The 16,936-nt window shown below is 67.4% G+C and carries 18 protein-coding genes; 6 read left to right on the forward strand and 12 right to left on the reverse strand.

All coding sequences use genetic code 11. From position 1 onward, the window contains the following. The first annotated feature begins 28 nt into the window (after positions 1-28). Positions 29-619 carry an aspartate kinase gene (locus tag VSR34_RS15790; RefSeq protein ID WP_028212648.1) on the forward strand — a complete coding sequence of 197 codons (591 nt, stop codon included), beginning with the start codon at positions 29-31 and terminating at the stop codon, positions 617-619. A gap of 16 nt (positions 620-635) precedes the next feature. Here the strand turns inward: VSR34_RS15790 and VSR34_RS15795 are convergent, their stop codons facing one another. Genes VSR34_RS15795 through VSR34_RS15810 form a run of 4 tightly spaced genes read right to left on the reverse strand, consistent with a single transcriptional unit; the run spans position 636 to position 3,947 of the window. Next, positions 636-1,352 carry a (5-formylfuran-3-yl)methyl phosphate synthase gene (locus VSR34_RS15795; RefSeq protein WP_028212647.1) on the reverse strand — a complete coding sequence of 239 codons (717 nt, stop codon included), beginning with the start codon at positions 1,350-1,352 and terminating at the stop codon, positions 636-638. Beyond that, complete coding sequence (locus tag VSR34_RS15800; protein WP_028212646.1) at positions 1,349-1,933, reverse strand: DUF447 domain-containing protein; 585 nt, start codon at positions 1,931-1,933, stop codon at positions 1,349-1,351. Before VSR34_RS15800 ends, VSR34_RS15795 begins: the two co-directional genes overlap by 4 nt. Beyond that, positions 1,934-3,319 carry a DUF6513 domain-containing protein gene (locus tag VSR34_RS15805; RefSeq protein WP_342962882.1) on the reverse strand — a complete coding sequence of 462 codons (1,386 nt, stop codon included), beginning with the start codon at positions 3,317-3,319 and terminating at the stop codon, positions 1,934-1,936. A gap of 22 nt (positions 3,320-3,341) precedes the next feature. Beyond that, positions 3,342-3,947, reverse strand: a complete 606-nt coding sequence (locus VSR34_RS15810; protein ID WP_342962883.1) for a flavoprotein — start codon at positions 3,945-3,947, stop codon at positions 3,342-3,344. Positions 3,948-4,257: 310 nt separating this feature from the next. On the opposite strand from VSR34_RS15810, the gene VSR34_RS15815 reads away from it, so the two are divergent. Next, positions 4,258-4,782, forward strand: coding sequence for a dihydroneopterin aldolase (locus tag VSR34_RS15815; RefSeq protein ID WP_081716048.1), 525 nt, complete (start codon positions 4,258-4,260; stop codon positions 4,780-4,782). A gap of 64 nt (positions 4,783-4,846) precedes the next feature. On the opposite strand, the gene fae is transcribed toward VSR34_RS15815, so the two are convergent. The 8 genes from fae to VSR34_RS15855 all read right to left on the reverse strand — a co-directional run bounded on the left by fae (position 4,847) and on the right by VSR34_RS15855 (position 12,676). After that, entirely contained in the window at positions 4,847-5,356 is a 510-nt protein-coding gene (gene fae / locus VSR34_RS15820) for a formaldehyde-activating enzyme (RefSeq protein WP_028212643.1), read from the reverse strand. Next, positions 5,353-6,285 (reverse strand): triphosphoribosyl-dephospho-CoA synthase, encoded by a 933-nt coding sequence (locus VSR34_RS15825; RefSeq protein ID WP_342962884.1) that lies wholly within the window; start codon positions 6,283-6,285, stop codon positions 5,353-5,355. The genes fae and VSR34_RS15825 overlap by 4 nt, the downstream gene beginning before the upstream one ends. Next, complete coding sequence (locus VSR34_RS15830; RefSeq protein WP_028212642.1) at positions 6,282-7,238, reverse strand: RimK family alpha-L-glutamate ligase; 957 nt, start codon at positions 7,236-7,238, stop codon at positions 6,282-6,284. The genes VSR34_RS15825 and VSR34_RS15830 overlap by 4 nt, the downstream gene beginning before the upstream one ends. Position 7,239: 1 nt before the next feature. Further along, positions 7,240-8,268: a methenyltetrahydromethanopterin cyclohydrolase gene (gene mch / locus VSR34_RS15835; protein ID WP_028212641.1), complete on the reverse strand. Its 1,029-nt coding sequence runs from the start codon at positions 8,266-8,268 to the stop codon at positions 7,240-7,242. After that, positions 8,243-9,427, reverse strand: coding sequence for an ATP-grasp domain-containing protein (locus VSR34_RS15840; RefSeq protein ID WP_342962885.1), 1,185 nt, complete (start codon positions 9,425-9,427; stop codon positions 8,243-8,245). Before VSR34_RS15840 ends, mch begins: the two co-directional genes overlap by 26 nt. Positions 9,428-9,479: 52 nt before the next feature. Further along, positions 9,480-10,397: an NAD(P)-dependent methylenetetrahydromethanopterin dehydrogenase gene (locus VSR34_RS15845; RefSeq protein WP_342962886.1), complete on the reverse strand. Its 918-nt coding sequence runs from the start codon at positions 10,395-10,397 to the stop codon at positions 9,480-9,482. 38 nt (positions 10,398-10,435) lie between these two features. Then, the gene (locus VSR34_RS15850) at positions 10,436-11,479 is read right to left on the reverse strand and encodes a beta-ribofuranosylaminobenzene 5'-phosphate synthase family protein (RefSeq protein ID WP_028212639.1); all 1,044 of its coding nucleotides are present in this window, start codon (positions 11,477-11,479) and stop codon (positions 10,436-10,438) included. 231 nt (positions 11,480-11,710) lie between these two features. After that, a complete protein-coding gene (locus VSR34_RS15855; protein WP_342962887.1) occupies positions 11,711-12,676 on the reverse strand; it encodes a LysR substrate-binding domain-containing protein in 966 nt (321 codons plus the stop codon). Between the two features lie 185 nt (positions 12,677-12,861). Between VSR34_RS15855 and VSR34_RS15860 the strand changes: the two genes are divergently transcribed. The 4 genes from VSR34_RS15860 to VSR34_RS15875 all read left to right on the forward strand — a co-directional run bounded on the left by VSR34_RS15860 (position 12,862) and on the right by VSR34_RS15875 (position 16,920). Beyond that, a complete protein-coding gene (locus VSR34_RS15860) occupies positions 12,862-14,331 on the forward strand; it encodes a ribulose-bisphosphate carboxylase large subunit (RefSeq protein WP_028212638.1) in 1,470 nt (489 codons plus the stop codon). A 24-nt stretch (positions 14,332-14,355) separates the two neighbouring features. Next, on the forward strand, positions 14,356-14,772 hold the full coding sequence (locus VSR34_RS15865; RefSeq protein ID WP_342962888.1) for a ribulose bisphosphate carboxylase small subunit: 417 nt from the start codon (positions 14,356-14,358) through the stop codon (positions 14,770-14,772). A gap of 103 nt (positions 14,773-14,875) precedes the next feature. Continuing rightward, entirely contained in the window at positions 14,876-15,838 is a 963-nt protein-coding gene (gene cbbX / locus VSR34_RS15870; protein ID WP_342962925.1) for a CbbX protein, read from the forward strand. Between the two features lie 20 nt (positions 15,839-15,858). Then, positions 15,859-16,920, forward strand: a complete 1,062-nt coding sequence (locus VSR34_RS15875) for a class 1 fructose-bisphosphatase (RefSeq protein WP_342962889.1) — start codon at positions 15,859-15,861, stop codon at positions 16,918-16,920. Positions 16,921-16,936 lie beyond the last annotated feature (16 nt).

Raw genomic sequence — 16,936 nt, forward strand, 5'->3', positions numbered from 1 at the left:
TGTGGCCGATGCCGCCGGGGAGGCGCCTATGTGGGTGGTGAAGCTCGGCGGCAGCCTGAGCCGTGATCCACTGCTCCGGGCGTGGTTGCGCGAACTGAGCGAACTGGGCGGCGGCCGTGTGGTCATCGTGCCCGGTGGCGGAGGCTTCGCGGACCAGGTGCGCGAGCACCAATCGGTATGGCGCTTCGACGACGTCGCCGCACACAACATGGCAGTGCTGGCGATGGCGCAGCACGCGCTGATGATGCAGGGTCTGTGCCGTCGTCTCGTGGTTGCGGCGCGCGAGGTGCAGATCCGTCACGCGCTGCACGAAGGCAGGACCGCCGTGTGGGCGCCGTTCGACCTGCTGCGGCAGCAGGCCGACATGCTTACGAACTGGGACGTGACGTCGGATAGCCTCGCCGCGTGGCTTGCCAACCGGCTGAACGCCGAGCGGCTCGTGATCGTGAAATCGTGCGAGATCGATCCGGCGCGCAGCGTCGCGCAGCATGTGGAGCAAGGCGTGCTCGACCGGCGCTTCGCGCACTTTTCCCGCGACGCTTCCTGGCCGTTGGACATCCTTGGCAAGAACGACTGGCCGCGTGTTCGCGAACTGCTGCTGCACGCGGCAACGTCCTGAGCTTTTTTTGAAGCTGCTACCTGGCCTTCACGGCCTCGTGGGGCATGGCCTGCACCGCGCCGCTCAACACCGCACGCAGTTCGCGCACGCGCGCGGCATCCAGTCGGCCTGTGCGCGCGCCGCTGCAGAGTGCGCTGCGAAAGCCGGCGAAGTCGGGCAGCAGTGCGCGCACGCGCCACACATGCTCGAGCCTCAGTGCGCCGGCGAGCCCGACCATCACTTCGTGAGCGTGCGCGATCCGCACCATGCTGTCGAGCACGCCGAGCGGCACGCAGTGAAACAGGCTGCCATTGTCCTTGCGCGCCGTGTCGGCCATCACGGCGGCGAAGCCGAGTTCGCAGGCGTGCTCGACGAGCCTGAGATCGAGCCCGTCGTCGCAAAGCAGCACGGGCACCATGGTCCAGCGCAGCGCGCGCATGCGCGTGAGCGTCTCGCGCGCCGTGGGGCCGGGCGCCACGCCCGCTTTCACGTAGTCCACGCCGCAGCGGCCGATACGGTTTGCGTGATGGATGATGGCCGCATGGTCGCCCGCTTGCAGGTCGCCTATCGTCGCGCTCACCGGCAAGTCCGGGTAGGTTTCGCGCAACGCGCAGACGATGCGCGCGACGTCCGCTGGCGCCAGCGCACCGAGCGCGCCCGCGCGGGGCTCCTTCAGGTCGATGAAATCCGCGCCCGCGGCGGCCGCTTCGCGCGCCTCGGCGAGATCGCGCACGCTGGTGAGGAGTCGGGTCATGATGTTTCGCGCTCGAAGGCGCGCTCGTCACGTGGGTAATAGGCGGCAACCGCTTCAGTGAGCCACCGCCAGGCTTCGTGCTCGGCGGGGCCGGCGGTCTTCTCGATGGCGATCGTGAGCCAGGCCATCTCCGCCTCGATCTTTTCGCGCGGCAGCAGGTGCAATCGGCTCACCAGCACGGCTGCTTCGATCACGGCGGCCTGCGCGCGATTGAAACCTGTGAAGGACGCGTGGTTCGCCTCGGCCACGCGCCGCAACGTGAGCACCGGGCGGCCCGCGTCGCCACCTGCGTGCTCGAGTCGCAATTCCGCATGCGCGAGCGAGCCTGCCAGCCGCACGCACGGCACGGAATCGGCGGGCAGCGTGGGCCAGCTTTTGCGGCCCGTCACGCAGCCCGCGAAGACGCGCACGTCGCTGGTGAAATTCATCACCGCGCAGCCGGTCGCCATGATGTTGTCGTAGGTAGTGGATGGCCTGAACGGCATCAGGATGACCTTCTCGCGCTCGAAGCGCGCGCCCATTGGCGCGACGTGCGGCGTGCCTGCGGCCGCGCAGGTGGTGACTACGGTCTCGTGAATCATTCAGGCCTCCTTGCGCATCGTCGTGCCGGGTGCGCATTGCTCGAGCAGGTTCCCGATATCGCGCTCGGCGGCGCAGCCCCAGTCGAGCGACTGATCCTGCGCGTAGCGCTTGCCGAGCCGCCATGCCACTTCTGCGCGCGCTAGCTCCACGCCCATGTAGAACGCGTGCGCGCCGTCGCCTTCGAGCTTGAGGCGCGGCCACAGCGCGAACGGATCGGCGGCCACGTGGTGACCGTCGCGGTTGTAGACGTGCACGCCGGCGCTCGATACCTGCACGCGAAAGTTCGGATCGCGGATGGCGCGCGCGGTCCCGGCGATTTCCTCGGGCGTGTCGGGGAAGGGGCGCTTCGCATGCACGGTCATCAAGGCGTCCGAAATGCCTTTGGGCAGCATGCGCTGCTCGCGCGCGGCGTACATCACGCGCCGCGCGAGGTCCGCCTCGCGGATCGCCCGGCGCGCGTGCTGACTCACCTGGGTCGTCAAGATGGCTGAGATGCCCAGCTCCGCCCCCATGCCGAGCAGGACCGCGTTGATGCCGCAGGTGTCGGCCTCGGTGAGCTCGGTGACATTGCCTACGCCCATCATGATTGGCGCGTCGGGAAACGCGTCGCGCACGCGCTGGTAGCGCACCAGCGACTTCAGCAGCCCGAACGGGATGGGGTCGAGAATCGGGTCGGCGAGAAACGGACGGCCCATGGCGCTCATAGCTTCGATCGCCGCGAAGAGCGACGTTTCGTCGCCGGGCTCGCGCGGCACGAGGATGGGCGTGGACTCGACTTCATTGAGTATCCACATCGTCTCGGTCGAAAGGCTGAGCAGATAGTCAGCGCCGGCGCGGCCGCCGCGCACCAGCTCTTTCGCGTCCATCGAATCCACGCTGACACGGAAGCCGCGCTCTTTGAGCGCGCGCACTGCGTCAGCCAGATGAGGAAACACGGTGGAGGGCAGGCAGCCGAGGTCGATCACGTCCGCGCCATCGGCCTTGAGTTGCTCCGCGCGCCGGCAGATGGCTTCGACGTCGAGCCTGGGGGCATCCACGATTTCCGCGAAGATCGCGATGTCGTACTTCGACAGATCGGAAGGCCGCGCCGCGCGGTTGAAGTACGCGGGCAAGTCCTTGAGCTCCTCGGGGCCGCGCTCGAAGGGAATGCCGTAATGCGCCGAGAGCGCATCGAGGTCGCCGCGGCAGCGGCCCGGCACGATCACGCGGCCCGCGGCGATGGGCGCGCTCACGCGGCGGCGAATCATATCCGCGGTCATCAGTGCCGCGACCTGCAGGCCGATCTCGCGGATCTCCCACGTGAACGGCGCGGGTTCGAGGCTGCGCAGCACCCGCTCCAGCCCCGGCTGGGCGAGGCGTCCGGTAAGGAAGACGATATGTTCCATGGTGATTGCGCCAAGCGAGGTTTCAGCCGTGGACGGTGTCGAGCAGACCGAGCGACCTGTACCGGACGTCGAGCGCCGCGCGCAACGCATCGATCGAGGTGGGTACGAGGCAATGATCGATTGCCCGCAGGCGCTCGACGTTCTCCAGCTCGATGTTGCGCGGCCTCAGTTCGACCCAGTCCTGAGGGCTTTTGGTGAGAACCACCGGCTCCGTGTCGCATGCAAACACAATGCCGGGAATACCGAGCTTGCCCGCCTGGGCGAACAGGTTGGTGGGCAGCGTGTCGGAGATGCCGAAGGCACACTTCGCAACGGTATTGCTCGTAGCGGGAGCGATCACAAGCGTGTGATAGAGGCCGGCTTCGTAGAGCATGCCCACCGGCACGGCGCTCGCGCTGTTGTCGCGGAACACGCGCCAGCGCGTCTTGAGTTGCGCGATGCCGATCTTGTAGAGCGGCAAGACCTCCGCGGCGGCGCGCGAGAGGAACAGGTCCACGTTCGGGAATTCGGCCGCCAGCGCGAGCGATTCTTCGAGACAGTGCCCGGATCCGGTGATCGCCCACGCGAGGCGCGGCCTCGCGAGCGTTGCGTCGTCCTGCGGGTCTTCTGGTTGCCGCGTTTGGGTCATCGTTCACCTTCGTTGTAGCCGTGGATTGCCGCCATGATCACCATGCTCCGGCGAGTTGCGCAGTTTGCGATACACAGTGTCACGGGCGCAGGCGCGTCCGCAACGGGTCCCGCCTTACTGGTGCCACCTGTGGCATGCCCGCGCCGCCGCACATGGGCCCCGCGCGCTTCATCTGCTTGCGACATTCGTGCCTGGGACGGTTCTTGCATGAGACCTGCCAGACTCTGCGCCCCGGGAGGGCGCGAGGCGAGCCGCGACGCGAGGGCATAAGTGCGTGCCGGCATTTCCCATGCAAGCGAGAGGAGCAAGGATGAACGCAATCGACACGAGCATGTTCGACCGGCCGGCACGGTACACGGACGGCACGTCGCGTCAGACCGAAGGCGAGGGCGCGCAGCCGATGGACATCATCTTCATCGAGGGCTTTACCGGCGAGACGGTGATCGGCATCGATCCGGAAGAGCTGCACGACCCGCAGCCGGTGCAGATCGATCTCTGGGCGGGACTGCCGCGCAGCCGCGCGTGCGAGACCGACGCGATCCACGACACCATCGATTACGGCAAGGTTCACGGCGCGTTGCAGGCGCTGCTGAAAAACCACGGCGTGCAGTTGCTCGAGGCGCTGGCCGAAGCGATCGCGCAGATGCTGCTGGTCGACTTCGGCGCGCACTGGGTGCGCATCGCGCTCGTGAAGCCGCGCAAGTTCGCGAATGTGAAGGCCGTGGGTGTGACGATCGAGCGGCGACGCGCGCCGACGGGCGGTGCGCCGAGGCGTGAAGGCGTGGCGTTGGCATTGCTCGGCGCCGGCATGTTTCCGCCCGAAGGCGGGCACTGAAAGGACGGCCGGACGGGTATCGCTGCGACCGTCCGGCCTGTGTGGCCGGGTGATCGTGGAGGCGTCAGCTGGCAGCGAACGGGTGTTTCGCCTCACCTTTTCGGCTGACCACTTCGGCGGCGCGCGGCTCGCGGCTGATCGCCCGCTTGAGCGCCTCGCGCGTGGCGCGATAGTTGTAGTCCTGGATTTTCTGGTCGTCGTCGGCCTGCCAGTGGATGAACACGCCCACGCTGATGAAAACGTCGTCGGCTTCGTCCGCGGGTATGGTGCCGTCCTCTACGCTGTCCGCAACCGCGAGCGCCACCGCGCGCTGCGCCGGTCCGAACATCTGCACGGCCTGCTTCGCACCCTTGATCGTCACCTTGTTGAACAGCACGGTATTGGGCTTGGCAAGAAGATTCGGCGCGACCACCGCGAGCAGCGAGGTGAAGCCGTCCTTGTTGTTGGTGAGTGCGTTGCAGAAGGCACTCTCCGCAGCCGAGCCGCGCGGTCCGACGATCAGGTCGATGTGCGCGACTTCGTTACCCTCGCCGACGAGCGATTCGCCGACGAGAACGCGGTCTATCTTTGTCATGGGTTTGTCTCCGGTAGAAAATCCGTTGTGGACGCAATCAGTAACGGGTCCATGCAGGCGGCGGCAAAAAGCGTCGCCACCGTCAGGTCCGCGCTCGTGCCGGGATTGAGGCCGGCCGCCTTGAGTTCGGCGTCCCAGCCGTCGAGCGCGCGTGGCGCGCACAGGCGATCCGGCCCGCGCGCGAGCCAGACCGCCGCTTCGCTCGATACGCGCTGTGCGCATGCCATGCCGTGCTTGCGCGCGATGTGCGAATCGGGCCAGCGCGCGAGGAAGCGCAGCCAGGTGAGCAGCACAGCGTCGGCGAGCGGCGCGGGGGATGCGGCTCGCGCCGAGTACGCCGCGCGGAAAGTCGCGAGACCGAATCCCAGCACGTCGCGGAAGTCCTCTGCATACTGGCGTGCGATGCTGTCGCGGTCGGCGGCGAGCGTCATGGCTGTGCGCAGATCAACGGTGGGCGTCGTGCCCACGCTCTGACGCGGCGCGTTGCCGAGGCCGCCCGGGTTGGCGAGCGCGATCGCGCGATAGGCGGCGCAGGCGTCCTCGAGCGTTAGCGCGCGCAGGACGCGCTGCACGGACTGCATCGACTGCACCGCCTGGATCGGCGTCGCGCAGAAGTGCGGGGGCCGCGCTTCGAACGCGGCGGCGAGCGGCGCGCACAGCAGCACGATGCCGAGGTTCGTATTGCAGCCGGCGGCGGCGCGCGTGTTCGCGATGGCTGCTTCAATGCGTTCACCCACCGGCGCGCTGCCTCGTGTCAGCGGGGTGCAGGCCGCGCGGGCGCTGGCGAGGAAGAGTTCCGCGCTCATGCCGTGTCCGGCGGACGCAAAGCTGACGTTGCCCGGTTTCGCGCATACGACGTCCTGCTCGCAGGCCCACAGAAACGCTGCTTCGAGGCTCGGGGCCGTCCCGGGATCGTATGGGGCGTTCATGCGACAGCCTCGCGAGGCGCTCCGCCTTGCGCACGCGCGAGTCGCCGCGTGAGCAGATCGTCGACGATGCAGCCCGCGATGTCGAATGAAGTCACCGACTGCAGGCCGCGCCACGCGGCCACGCCATTGACTTCGATGACTTGTGCGCCAGCCTCCAGGCTGTCGCACGGCACGAGGTCGATGCCGGCATAGTCGAGGCCGAGCGCGGCGCTGGCACGCTCGGCGAGTTGAGCGAGTTCGGGCGTCAACGGCTGCGCTTCGCAGCGCCCGCCTTGCGCGACGTTGTGCACCCAATGCTCGCTCACCCGGCGCATGGCGGTCACCGCCTTGCCGCCCACCACGAGCACACGCCAGTCGAACCCTGGCGCGCGCGTGGGCGGTACGAACCGTTGCAGATAGGCGAAGCCGCCGTAATCGCGCAGGCCCGGCAGCGCCGCGCACCCGTTCTCGCCGCTACCGCCAAGGCGCATGAGGCCCTTGCCCTGCGAGCCGAATAGCGGCTTGAGCACGACCTCGCGGCCCGCCGCCGCCTCACGCATCACGACACGGCGCGCGTGCGGCAAGGACTCGCCGGCCCAGGCGGGCGGTGTAGCGACGCCCGCGCGGTGCAGCAGGAAGCTGGTCATCGACTTGTCGACGCTGCGCTCGATTGCGCGCGCGTCGTTGTAGACGGGCACACCCAGTTCGCGCAGCGCGTGCAGGATGCCTAAGCGTACGGTCACCTGCTCGAAGCTGCCGCCGGCGACGCCGCGCACGATCACCGCGTCCGGCAGGCCGCGGCCATAGCCCGGAATCACGAGGCCGTGGGCAGCCCAGGTGGTGTCGATGCGGCAGTCGGCGAGGTCCACGCAGCGGCCCTGCGCGCCGCGCGCGCGCAGCGCGCGTTTGAGGCGCGAAGTATGCCAGCCGGTCTCGTCGGTCATGATCGCGACGCGCAGCTCTCTGGCGGCCATGTCAAGCCTCGCCGAGCCAGAGCGGATGGAGCAGATCGAAGCGCGTGGCGCCCGCGTGCCAGGTGCGGCCTGTCTGGAGGCTGCTCACCCACACCTCGGCGGGCGCGAACAGCGCCGGGTCGATGCGATAGAAGTCATAGTCGTACTCGGTGAAGATTTCGGCGAACGAGCGGCCGAAATCGCGTGACGCCGACGAGGGCAGACGCTGCGCGAGATCGCGTGCCGCATCGTCGCTGCCGGTCACCGTGAGGTGCACGCGAGCGCCATAGAGAATCGCGTCGTTGGTGCGGCCCATCGCTTCGATGGCGTCGCGCGCGGGCGGCGGCAAGGGCGCGCTCGCGCGGCCCTCGACGATCTCTTCGAGCGCAAAGCCCAGCACATGTGCCTTGTGCAGCGCTACTTCGAGCGCGCGCGCGACAACCTGAGTCGTGCCGGCGCGGCTCGTCGTGGGCGTAAGGATCAAGGTGAGCCCGCGTGCGTCCAGCGCGCAGTCGCGCAGGATCTTGTCGATCACGGCCTCGGGCGGCGCACGGTCCACTTCGAGTATGAGAATGCCGCTCGACGAGACGTCGCGATAGCGCAACTCCTCGTAGAGAGGCTCCTTGCACGCCAGCGAGCGTGCCGGACCGGAGCCGAGCGCGAAGAACTTCTTGCCGCCTGTTTCCTCTTTCGAAGCCGAGAGGCTCCAGCCCGCGTACTGGCTCGCAAGGCACGCGAGCACCGGCTGCGCGCTTGCGATCTCGATCGCGGTGGGCCATTCGTCGCGCGCGCTCGCTCCGGCGTTCGTGCGCACCTGCACGGTGCCGAGCCCACCCATGCAGATGGCGGCGATCCCGGCGCCGGCCGCTACGCTGCCGGGCGTGTCGATGCCGGCGTCGACGATCAGCACGCCGCGCGCATCGCGTTGCACCGCGAGGCCGAGTTCGGCGTGCCGCGCGAGGAGCGACGCGAGCAGCGGCTCAGCGAGTGCGTTGACGCTGAGCGGCGCGGCGTTCGTTGCGAATTCAACGATATTCGAGTGATCGTTCATGGGACACCTTCAACAAGGGTTCGATGGCGGCGGCGCGCGCGGTGAGGGCGGCGCGCATCGCATCCACGGATGTGCCCGGCGCGCAGGCCGCCGAGACGGTGCAAAGCGGAGTGCCGGCGGCGATCGAGCTGCCGGCGACGGGAATGTCGTGACACCAGCCGAGACGGCGTGCCTGAGCGTCGAATGCGTGCGTTGCGGTAAGGTCGCCCTGTGCGAACACCACCAGTTGGCCATGCACGGAGGGCGCCTGCCTGTCCGTTGCCTCTAGCGTTTCCAGCGGCTCGCCGCGGCACGCTCGTATGTGCTGCACGAGCAGGGGAGCGCGCGTGCCGTAGTCGTAAAGAGCCATCGTCGCGGACGGGCGTGCGTTGACTTCGAGCACGATGCAGTGCTCGCCGTCGCTCAGAAAATCGAGGCTGTTGAGACCCACGAGCCCGCTCGCGGCCACTATCGTCTGCACGGCGTAGTACACCTGCTTCTCGATCTTCGGCGGCACAGGAATCGGTCCGATCGCGCCGCGCCAGAGAAACGGATGCATCCCGTTCGGTACGACGATCTGCTCGTTGATGCCGAGCACGGTGGCATTGCGACCTGCGGCGAGAAACAGCGCTGACATCGAGCGCCCCGAGCAGATCCGTTGGTAATACGTACCGGAAGAATCGTCGCGCGCGCACGCGTCGGTTGCATCAGCGAAACGGATATGCCAGGCGCCCGTGGCATTCGAGTGCTTGCATAGCCAGCCTTTCGGATTGCTGGGGCGCTCCATGCGCGTTTCGGGAAACGCGATGCCGCATTCCTTGAGCAATGCGAAGAAATTAGTGGGGCTGCGAACCGCATCGTAGGCCTCGCGTGAATTGCCGATCAGCGGCAACGACTCGATGCCGGTGTGCAGCAGTTCCGGACACGCTTCAAAGCCGCTGCCCGCGATCCAGCCGATTACGCCTCGCAAGACGCTCGCGCGTTCGAGCGCGGCGTGCGTGCGGGCCGGATCGAGCGCAAGCGTCGCCGGGTCGCCGATCGGCTCCCAGCGCGCGGCCGCGCGCCGCGTATCGCTGTCGCCGAACACGTCGAGCGCAATCACTCGCCCGCCCGTGCGCTGCGCCGACTCGGCGAGCATGCGTGCAGACAGCCCGGCAACGACGATGGCGGGCCTCGTCATGGTTGCGTCCGCTTGCTGGAGAGCCGGGGCTTCACGTTGCGCATAGCCTGAGTCAGACTGCCTGTGCCTCGCACTCGGCCACGACTTCGCGCGCGAGCGCGAAGGCCTCTTCGAAGCCGAGGTAAAGCGGCTTCCCGCTCGCGAGCATGCGTTCGAACAGGCGCCGCTGCACCTGATACTTCACGTTGCCAATCGCCAGCGCGCCGATCCCCAGCGCCCGATGCAAGCCGAACGGCTTGCCGTCGTCGGCCACTCCCACGCCAGCGATGCCCGCAGGCGGCACTGCGTTCACGTCGGCGGCTGCGAGCAGTTGCGAAGCCTGATCGACCTGGCGCGTGTTCATCACCTGCACGCCGGCCGCTGCGGTCGAGAAGACGACTTCCGCGCGCGAGAGCGTGATATCGAGCGCTTCGTTCGATTGTGCGTCGGCGCCACGCGTCTGCACGTTAAAGCGCGCGTTGATGCGGCTGCTGGCGGCCTGCGCGGCTTCGAGCCCGCGGCTGCTCGCGATCGAGACCAGCGCGCCGGCACGCGCCGCCAGCACGCCCGCGATGACACCCACGGGTCCCGTGCCGCCCAGTACGACGATGCGCTTACCTTCGAAGTCCGTGCCGTGCGAGCGCCGCAAATGCCGCTCGACGCCGGCGACCAGCGCGGCGGCTGTGGTGTACGCCCCGCTCGGATCCGCGAATACGGAGACTTCGAACGGCGGCACCATCGCCTCGCGCGCGCGCAGCAACATGTCGGCGGCCAGCACGACATCGCGACCGCCAATGAAGAGACCCGTGTGCGCCACACCTTTCGGGCCGCGTGAAAAGATCGCGTCCTGCGTGAGCGCGGCGATGTTGTCGATGCCGACGTCGGCGTAGGGCACGACGACCTGATAGCCCGCATCGACGGCCATGTTCACGTCGAAGGGGCTCATTTGCCGGCTCGGCGTGAACATGTGGAGTATGAAGGGACGTTCCATCGCTTTTTCGATTCTCGAAGAGAGGTTGAGAAGGCGCGTCAGGCGGCCGCCGGCGCGTGGATCACCGTCGCGCCAGCGTTGCGCCCCTTGACGATTTCGAGCCGAAGCGTCGGGCCGACAACGCCGGCCTTGCGCGCCGCGGCCACGGCTAGCGAGGCCTCGTCGTGCGAGGCCAGGATGGCGAAGCCCGTGGGGCCCCACGAGCTTTGCCCAATCCCGGCGCAATGCCGCGCGCCGATCCAGTCGAGCACGCGCGCGACCGCGGGGCTCGTATAGATGCCGCCCTGCGACGCGGCGAAGTAGCGGCCGATGCCGTCCTGCAACTCGCTCACGCCGCGTGCAAATGGCGCGAAATCGCCTTCGGCCGCGGCGGGCAGGATCTGCATCAGTGCGAGGTGGCAGGCGTGCGCGGCCAGCTCCTGCGGAAACGGCGGCAGCTCGGCCATTGCCTTGCGCTCGGCAGGGCCGGACAAGCCGCTGCGCGCGTCGTCGAGCACGAGCAGCACGCGCCATTCGTCGGGAAACGGCAGGCGCGCGAGCACGGGCGGCAGCTCCGTGGGCGAGCGCGGGCCGCCGTCGAGTATCAGTCCGCCCTGCTCGAAGCCCGCCACGCCGATGCCCGAGCGCGCGCCGCGCGCAAGCGCGAGGGCGAGTTCCGAGGCATCGAGCGTGAGCCCGTGCAGGCGTGCGAACGCATGGCCGGCGCAGAGCGCGAGCTGGGTGCCGGAGCCGAGCCCCGCATGCACGGGCAGCACATGGCGCAAGCGCACGTCGAGCGGCGTGCGACGGCCGCTCAGGCGCTTGAGCGCCTCGATGTGCGCGCGCAGGCGCGGCAGCTCTTCGCTTGCAAAGGGCGGGGCTGTGTATTGATCGCGAGGCGTGTCGCTGCCATCGTCACCGTTGTGAGCGAGGCGCATCTCGAGCGTCGTACTGATGCCGTCGAGCACGAGGCCGAGACTGCCGAAGCGCCGGCCGAGCGAGGCCCCGGGATCGAGGAAGCCGAGATGCAGTCGCCCGGGTGCGTTCACGGTGACGGCACTCGCTTGCTTCGCAGGGTGTGGCGTCGTGGCGTATTGCGTCATGGGCGCTTCCTCGGATCGGTAAGCGGACATCGGGTCCGCGCCGACCGACGCAAGCGTCATGCCATGCGCGCTACGGTGAGCGAATTCCCCTCCCTGCGCGGGCTGTTACATGGGCCGAGGCGTGGGCCAACGCGTGGGCCGATGCGCGTGGACGTGGTGAGCGCGAGTCACCTGCGCATCGGAAACGGCGACATGTTCACCGTGTGCGTGTGCCGTATCGGTGACAGTGTGTCACTCGCCACGCCGGACCCGAACGGGCGCGGTGGGCAGATCTGCATATTCGCCGGCGAGGTACGTCTCGGTGTTTTCCATTACGAAGCGGCGGAACGACTGGCAGGTAGGCGAGAGCTGGCGCGCGCTTAGATGCACGATCTGCCACGCGCGATCGATGGGCGTGCCGCTCACGTCGAGCAGAGCGATTTCGCGCGTGCGCAGTTCCAGCCGCAGTGTATGCAGCGAGAGCAGGCTGATGCCCATGCCCGCCATGACGGCCTGCTTGATGGTCTCGTTGCTGTCGAGCGTGACCACCTTCGCAGGCGTAAAGAGGTGGTGCTTGAACATCTGCTCGACAACCGTGCGCGTGCCGGACCCTGGCTCGCGCATCAGGAAGGTCTCATGGCGCAATTCCTGCACGTCGATGCGCCGGGCCGCGGCGAACGCGTGATCGGGCGCGGCGACGATGACCTGCGGGTTGTACGCGAGCGGCTCGGCGACGGCGTCGAGCTCGCGCGGCGGGCGGCCCATTACCGCGAGGTCGATGGCGTTGTCTTGCAGCATGCGCAACAACGATTCGCGATACGCAATCGTGAAGCGCACTTCGACTTTCGGGAATTGCGCGCAATAGCGCGCGACGAGTTGTGGCACGAAGTAGCGCGCGGTGCTGACGAGGCCGACGGAGATCGCGCCACTTTCGGCGAGAGAGAGCGACTGCAGTGCGTCTTGCGCATCCTTCACTTCGCCGAGAATACGGGTTGCATGATGCGCGAACGTTTGGCCGGCTTCGGTCAGTGCCATCTTGCGCGCGACACGCTCGAACAGCTGCAGGCCGACGGCTTCCTCGAGCTGCTTGATCTGCATGGAGACGGCCGGCTGCGAGAGATGCAGGTCTTGCGCCGCGCGCGCGAAGCTGACGTGTGTTGCCGCGGCGGCAAAGATCTGCAGCTGGCGCAGCGTGAGCGTACGAACGAAGTTGAGCATGCCGGTAGTCGCCTGAAAAGCGCGCGCAACGCGAGGAGACAGGTAAGGGATCCCTTATAGGATGCCTAAGAATATCTGAATTTCGCTGATTTGCGCAGCGGCTTATCGTAGAGCCGTGCCAGGTGTCTCGCGATGCAGAACGCGCCGGACATGCCTGCGGTGTTACCCGGATAAAGGAGCCTTGAATGCAAGTCCGAACGGAATCCACGAGAGATCGCTACGCGGCGGGCGTGATGAAGTATCGTGAAATGGGCTACTGGCAACCGGACTACGAGCCGCTCGACACCGACGTGCTCGCGCTCTTTCGCATCACGCCGCAGCCCGGTGTCGACCCGGAGGAAGCGGCGGCGGCCGTGGCTGGCGAGTCGTCAACGGCCACGTGGACCGTGGTATGGACCGACCGGCTCACCGCTTGCGATACCTATCGAGCGAAGGCGTGGCGCGTGGATCCGGTGCCGAACACGGGGCCGGGCTGCGTGGTGGAGCAGCAGTACTTCGCGTACGTGGCCTACGACCTGAGCCTGTTCGAGGAGGGCTCGATTGCCAACCTCACGGCCTCGATCATTGGCAACGTTTTCAGCTTCAAGCCGCTGAAGGCGGTGCGGCTCGAAGACATGCGCCTGCCCGTGGCTTACGTGAAAACGTTTCGCGGGCCGCCGACCGGCATCGTGGTGGAGCGCGAACGCCTCGACAAATATGGGCGGCCGCTGCTGGGCGCGACGGTGAAGCCAAAGCTCGGCCTTTCGGGCCGAAGCTATGGCCGCGTCGTATACGAGGGCCTCAAGGGCGGGCTCGACTTCCTCAAGGACGACGAAAACATCAACTCGCAGCCCTTCATGCACTGGCGCGACCGCTTCCTGTTCGCAATGGAAGCCGTGGCGCGCGCGCAGGCCGAGACTGGCGAGATCAAGGGCCATTATCTCAACGTCACGGCCGGCACGATGGAGGAGATGTACCGGCGTGCGGAATTTGCGAGGGATCTGGGCTCGTGCATCGTCATGGTCGACCTGATCGTGGGCTGGACAGCCACGCAGTCGATCTCGCACTGGGCGCGCGAGAACGACATGATCCTGCATATGCACCGCGCCGGCCACGGCACATATACACGCCAGAAGAGCCACGGCGTATCGTTTCGCGTAATCGCCAAGTGGCTGCGCCTGGCGGGCGTGGATCACACGCACGCGGGCACGGCAGTCGGCAAGCTCGAAGGCGATCCAATGACGGTACAGGGCTATTACAACGTGCTGCGCGAATCGCACAATGCGGTCGATCTGTCGCGCGGCCTTTACTTCGAGCAGGACTGGGCGGGCCTGCGCAAGGTGATGCCGGTTGCGTCGGGCGGCATTCATGCGGGGCAGATGCACCAGTTGCTCGACCTGTTCGGCGACGACGTCGTGCTGCAGTTCGGCGGCGGGACGATCGGGCATCCGGCTGGCATTCAGGCGGGCGCGCAAGCGAATCGCGTGGCGCTCGAAGCGATGGTCAAGGCGCGCAACGAAGGGCGCGACATCCGCAACGAGGGCGAAGACATACTCGCCGCGGCGGCGCGCTGGTGTACACCGCTCGCACAGGCGCTGCAGACGTGGAAGGACGTAACGTTCGACTATGTGTCGACCGACACGCCCGACTATGCGCTGACGGCAACGGCCGCGTAAGCACAGGCTTCGAGGAGAGTCACCATGAGGCTGACGCAGGGTACGTTTTCGTTTCTTCCCGATTTGAGCGACGCGGAGATCGCCGCGCAGATCGATTACGGTTTGAACCAGGGCTGGGCATGGTCGGTGGAGTTCACCGGCGATCCGCATCCGCGCAATACCTACTGGGAAATGTGGGGGCCGCCGATGTTCGACCTGCGCGACGCGGCCGCTGTGCTGCTCGAAGTGAACGCATGCCGCCGGGCGCATCCGCACGGCTACATCAAGCTCAACGCGTTCGATTCGACGCGCGGCTTCGAGACGATGCGCATGTCGTTCATCGTCAACCGTCCCGCCGTGGAGCCTGGCTTTCATCTCGAACGCGAGGACGGGCCCGGCCGCACGCAGCGCTACTCCGTCAGCGCCAACGCTGTCGAGAGGCGCGCTGGCGGACGCGACTGAAGCGGTTGCGCGCTGCGCTGGCAGGCATCTTGCGCGTGCGTTAAGGCTGCCATCTGTTGCATCGCCGCGCGAGACGGCGCTCCTGGAGGAAGACATGATCGCAATGCCCACGTCGCACGCAGAACCCTCCGCCTGCGAGGCCCGCGCGGCGTCGACCGGCCAGCAAACGGTCGACCTTGCGGCGCGCTATCGCGAAGCGGGCGTTGGCGAGGCGCTCGCGTGGCTCGACGAAACGCTGGTCGGCCTCGCGCCGGTCAAGACGCGACTGCACGAAATCGCGGCCTTTCTCGTGGTCCAGAAAATGCGCGCCGAACTCGGCATGACGGGCGACACGCCCGCGCTGCATATGTGCTTCACGGGCAACCCGGGTACCGGCAAGACGACGGTCGCGCTGCGCATGGCCGATGTGCTCCATCGCCTCGGCTACTCGCGCAGGAATCACCTCGTCTCGGTGACGCGCGACGACCTCGTTGGACAGTACATCGGCCACACGGCGCCGAAGACGAAGGAAGTGCTCAAGCGCGCGATGGGCGGTGTGCTGTTCATCGACGAGGCGTACTACCTGTATCGGCCCGAGAACGAGCGCGACTACGGGCTCGAAGCGATCGAAATTCTGCTGCAGGTGATGGAGAACCAGCGCGACGACCTGGTAGTGATCCTCGCGGGCTACAAGGACCGGATGGACACGTTCTTCGAGAGCAATCCGGGCTTCAAGTCGCGTATCGCGCATCACATCGACTTTCCCGACTACACGATGGATGAGTTGATCGAGATTGCGGAGCGCATGCTCGACCATGGGCATTACCGGTTCGACGCGGCCTCGCGTGACGCGTTCTCCGACTATCTGGCGCGGCGTCTCGAGCAGCCGCATTTCGCCAACGCGCGCTCCGTACGCAATGCGCTCGAGCGCGCGCGGCTGCGCCAGGCCAAGCGCATCTTCGAGGCGGCGCTCGCGGGCCAGCCACCCACAGCCGAGGAACTGGCGCGGCTCGACGCCGCCGATATCCGCGCGAGCCGCGTGTTCGGCGCGGCGCGCGAGACAGTTCGAACGGCACAAGGTTTCTGAACTTCAGCAATGGGGCCATCATGCAAAGCAAACACGTGACGCTCGACGATTTCCTTGCCAGCGAGCTGGCGGGCAAGAACGGCGAATCCGCTGCGGCCGGCCTGCCTGCGTTGCTCGGCGAGATCGCCCAGGCGGTGTCCATCATCGCTTCGTTGATCGACCGGCGCGAGCTGGAAAGGGGCACGCTCGCGGGCGTTGCGCGTGAGCCAATCGACATCGCGGCGCGAGGGGTACTGGCAGCGCTGTGCGAAAGCTGCGCCAGCATCGCGGGCTGCGCGGCCACCGGCGTGGGCACCGCGCGAGCCACGGCGGCCTCCGCACGCGGCGCCTGGCTGCTGGCTTTCGACGCGCTCGACGGCGCCGGGCAGGCCGGCGAGAACGGCATGGCTGGCAGCATCTTTTCCGTGCGCGCAGCAACGGGCCAGGCGATGGGCGACGAGCAAGGACTGCTGTGCGAAGGCGCGGCCCTGCGTGCCGCGGGTTATGCCGTCTATGGTCCGTCGACGATGCTCGTACTTACGCTCGGACGCGGCACGCATGGTTTCACGCTGGCACGCGAGAGCGGTACCTTCGTGCTCACCCACCGCTCGATCCGCATACCCGAAGAAGGTGCCGAATTGTCGATCGACGGCGCACGCGAGCGCTGCTGGGCGCCGCCCGTGCTGCGCTACGTGCGCGAATGCCGGGAGGGCAGCATGGGCGAGCGCGGGCGGGACTTCAGCATGCGCTTCAGCGGCTGCGCCGTTGCGGACGTGCACCGCATTCTGGTGGGAGGCGGCCTGGGCATCGTACCTTGCGAGCACCACGCGGCGCACGGTGGAGGCCTGAGTCTCGTGCACGCGGCTCAGCCGCTTGCGTGGCTTGTCGAGCAGGCGGGCGGTGCCGCGAGCACGGGGCGCGAGCGCGTGCTCGAACTGCGGCCTGCATCACTCGACGAACGGACCGGCATTGCAATAGGCGCGGAGTGCGAAGTCGCGCGGCTCGAGCGCTACTACCGCGAGTACGAGCGCGGCGTGGACAGGCCTTTCATTTCGCCGCTGTTCAACGAGCGTTCGTTGTACCGCCCCGAGGCATGCGCCTGATGCCGCAGACGGACCA

Source organism: Paraburkholderia sp. JHI2823 (assembly GCF_038900695.1).
Classification (GTDB): Bacteria; Pseudomonadota; Gammaproteobacteria; order Burkholderiales; family Burkholderiaceae; genus Paraburkholderia; species Paraburkholderia mimosarum.

Bases quoted from the DNA above. Each gene is read 5' to 3' on its own strand.
- VSR34_RS15850 (WP_028212639.1), bottom strand. From the start codon at position 11,479: ATGACGCAATACGCCACGACGCCACACCCTGCGAAGCAAGCGAGTGCC.
- VSR34_RS15865 (WP_342962888.1), top strand. From the start codon at position 14,356: ATGAGGCTGACGCAGGGTACGTTTTCGTTTCTTCCCGATTTGAGCGAC.
- VSR34_RS15845 (WP_342962886.1), bottom strand. From the start codon at position 10,397: ATGGAACGTCCCTTCATACTCCACATGTTCACGCCGAGCCGGCAAATG.
- VSR34_RS15815 (WP_081716048.1), top strand. From the start codon at position 4,258: ATGAACGCAATCGACACGAGCATGTTCGACCGGCCGGCACGGTACACG.
- VSR34_RS15825 (WP_342962884.1), bottom strand. From the start codon at position 6,285: ATGAACGCCCCATACGATCCCGGGACGGCCCCGAGCCTCGAAGCAGCG.
- VSR34_RS15805 (WP_342962882.1), bottom strand. From the start codon at position 3,319: ATGGAACATATCGTCTTCCTTACCGGACGCCTCGCCCAGCCGGGGCTG.
- VSR34_RS15800 (WP_028212646.1), bottom strand. From the start codon at position 1,933: ATGATTCACGAGACCGTAGTCACCACCTGCGCGGCCGCAGGCACGCCG.
- VSR34_RS15830 (WP_028212642.1), bottom strand. From the start codon at position 7,238: ATGGCCGCCAGAGAGCTGCGCGTCGCGATCATGACCGACGAGACCGGC.
- VSR34_RS15810 (WP_342962883.1), bottom strand. From the start codon at position 3,947: ATGACCCAAACGCGGCAACCAGAAGACCCGCAGGACGACGCAACGCTC.
- VSR34_RS15860 (WP_028212638.1), top strand. From the start codon at position 12,862: ATGCAAGTCCGAACGGAATCCACGAGAGATCGCTACGCGGCGGGCGTG.
- cbbX (WP_342962925.1), top strand. From the start codon at position 14,876: ATGCCCACGTCGCACGCAGAACCCTCCGCCTGCGAGGCCCGCGCGGCG.
- VSR34_RS15875 (WP_342962889.1), top strand. From the start codon at position 15,859: ATGCAAAGCAAACACGTGACGCTCGACGATTTCCTTGCCAGCGAGCTG.
- VSR34_RS15840 (WP_342962885.1), bottom strand. From the start codon at position 9,427: ATGACGAGGCCCGCCATCGTCGTTGCCGGGCTGTCTGCACGCATGCTC.
- mch (WP_028212641.1), bottom strand. From the start codon at position 8,268: ATGAACGATCACTCGAATATCGTTGAATTCGCAACGAACGCCGCGCCG.
- fae (WP_028212643.1), bottom strand. From the start codon at position 5,356: ATGACAAAGATAGACCGCGTTCTCGTCGGCGAATCGCTCGTCGGCGAG.
- VSR34_RS15795 (WP_028212647.1), bottom strand. From the start codon at position 1,352: ATGACCCGACTCCTCACCAGCGTGCGCGATCTCGCCGAGGCGCGCGAA.
- VSR34_RS15790 (WP_028212648.1), top strand. From the start codon at position 29: ATGTGGGTGGTGAAGCTCGGCGGCAGCCTGAGCCGTGATCCACTGCTC.
- VSR34_RS15855 (WP_342962887.1), bottom strand. From the start codon at position 12,676: ATGCTCAACTTCGTTCGTACGCTCACGCTGCGCCAGCTGCAGATCTTT.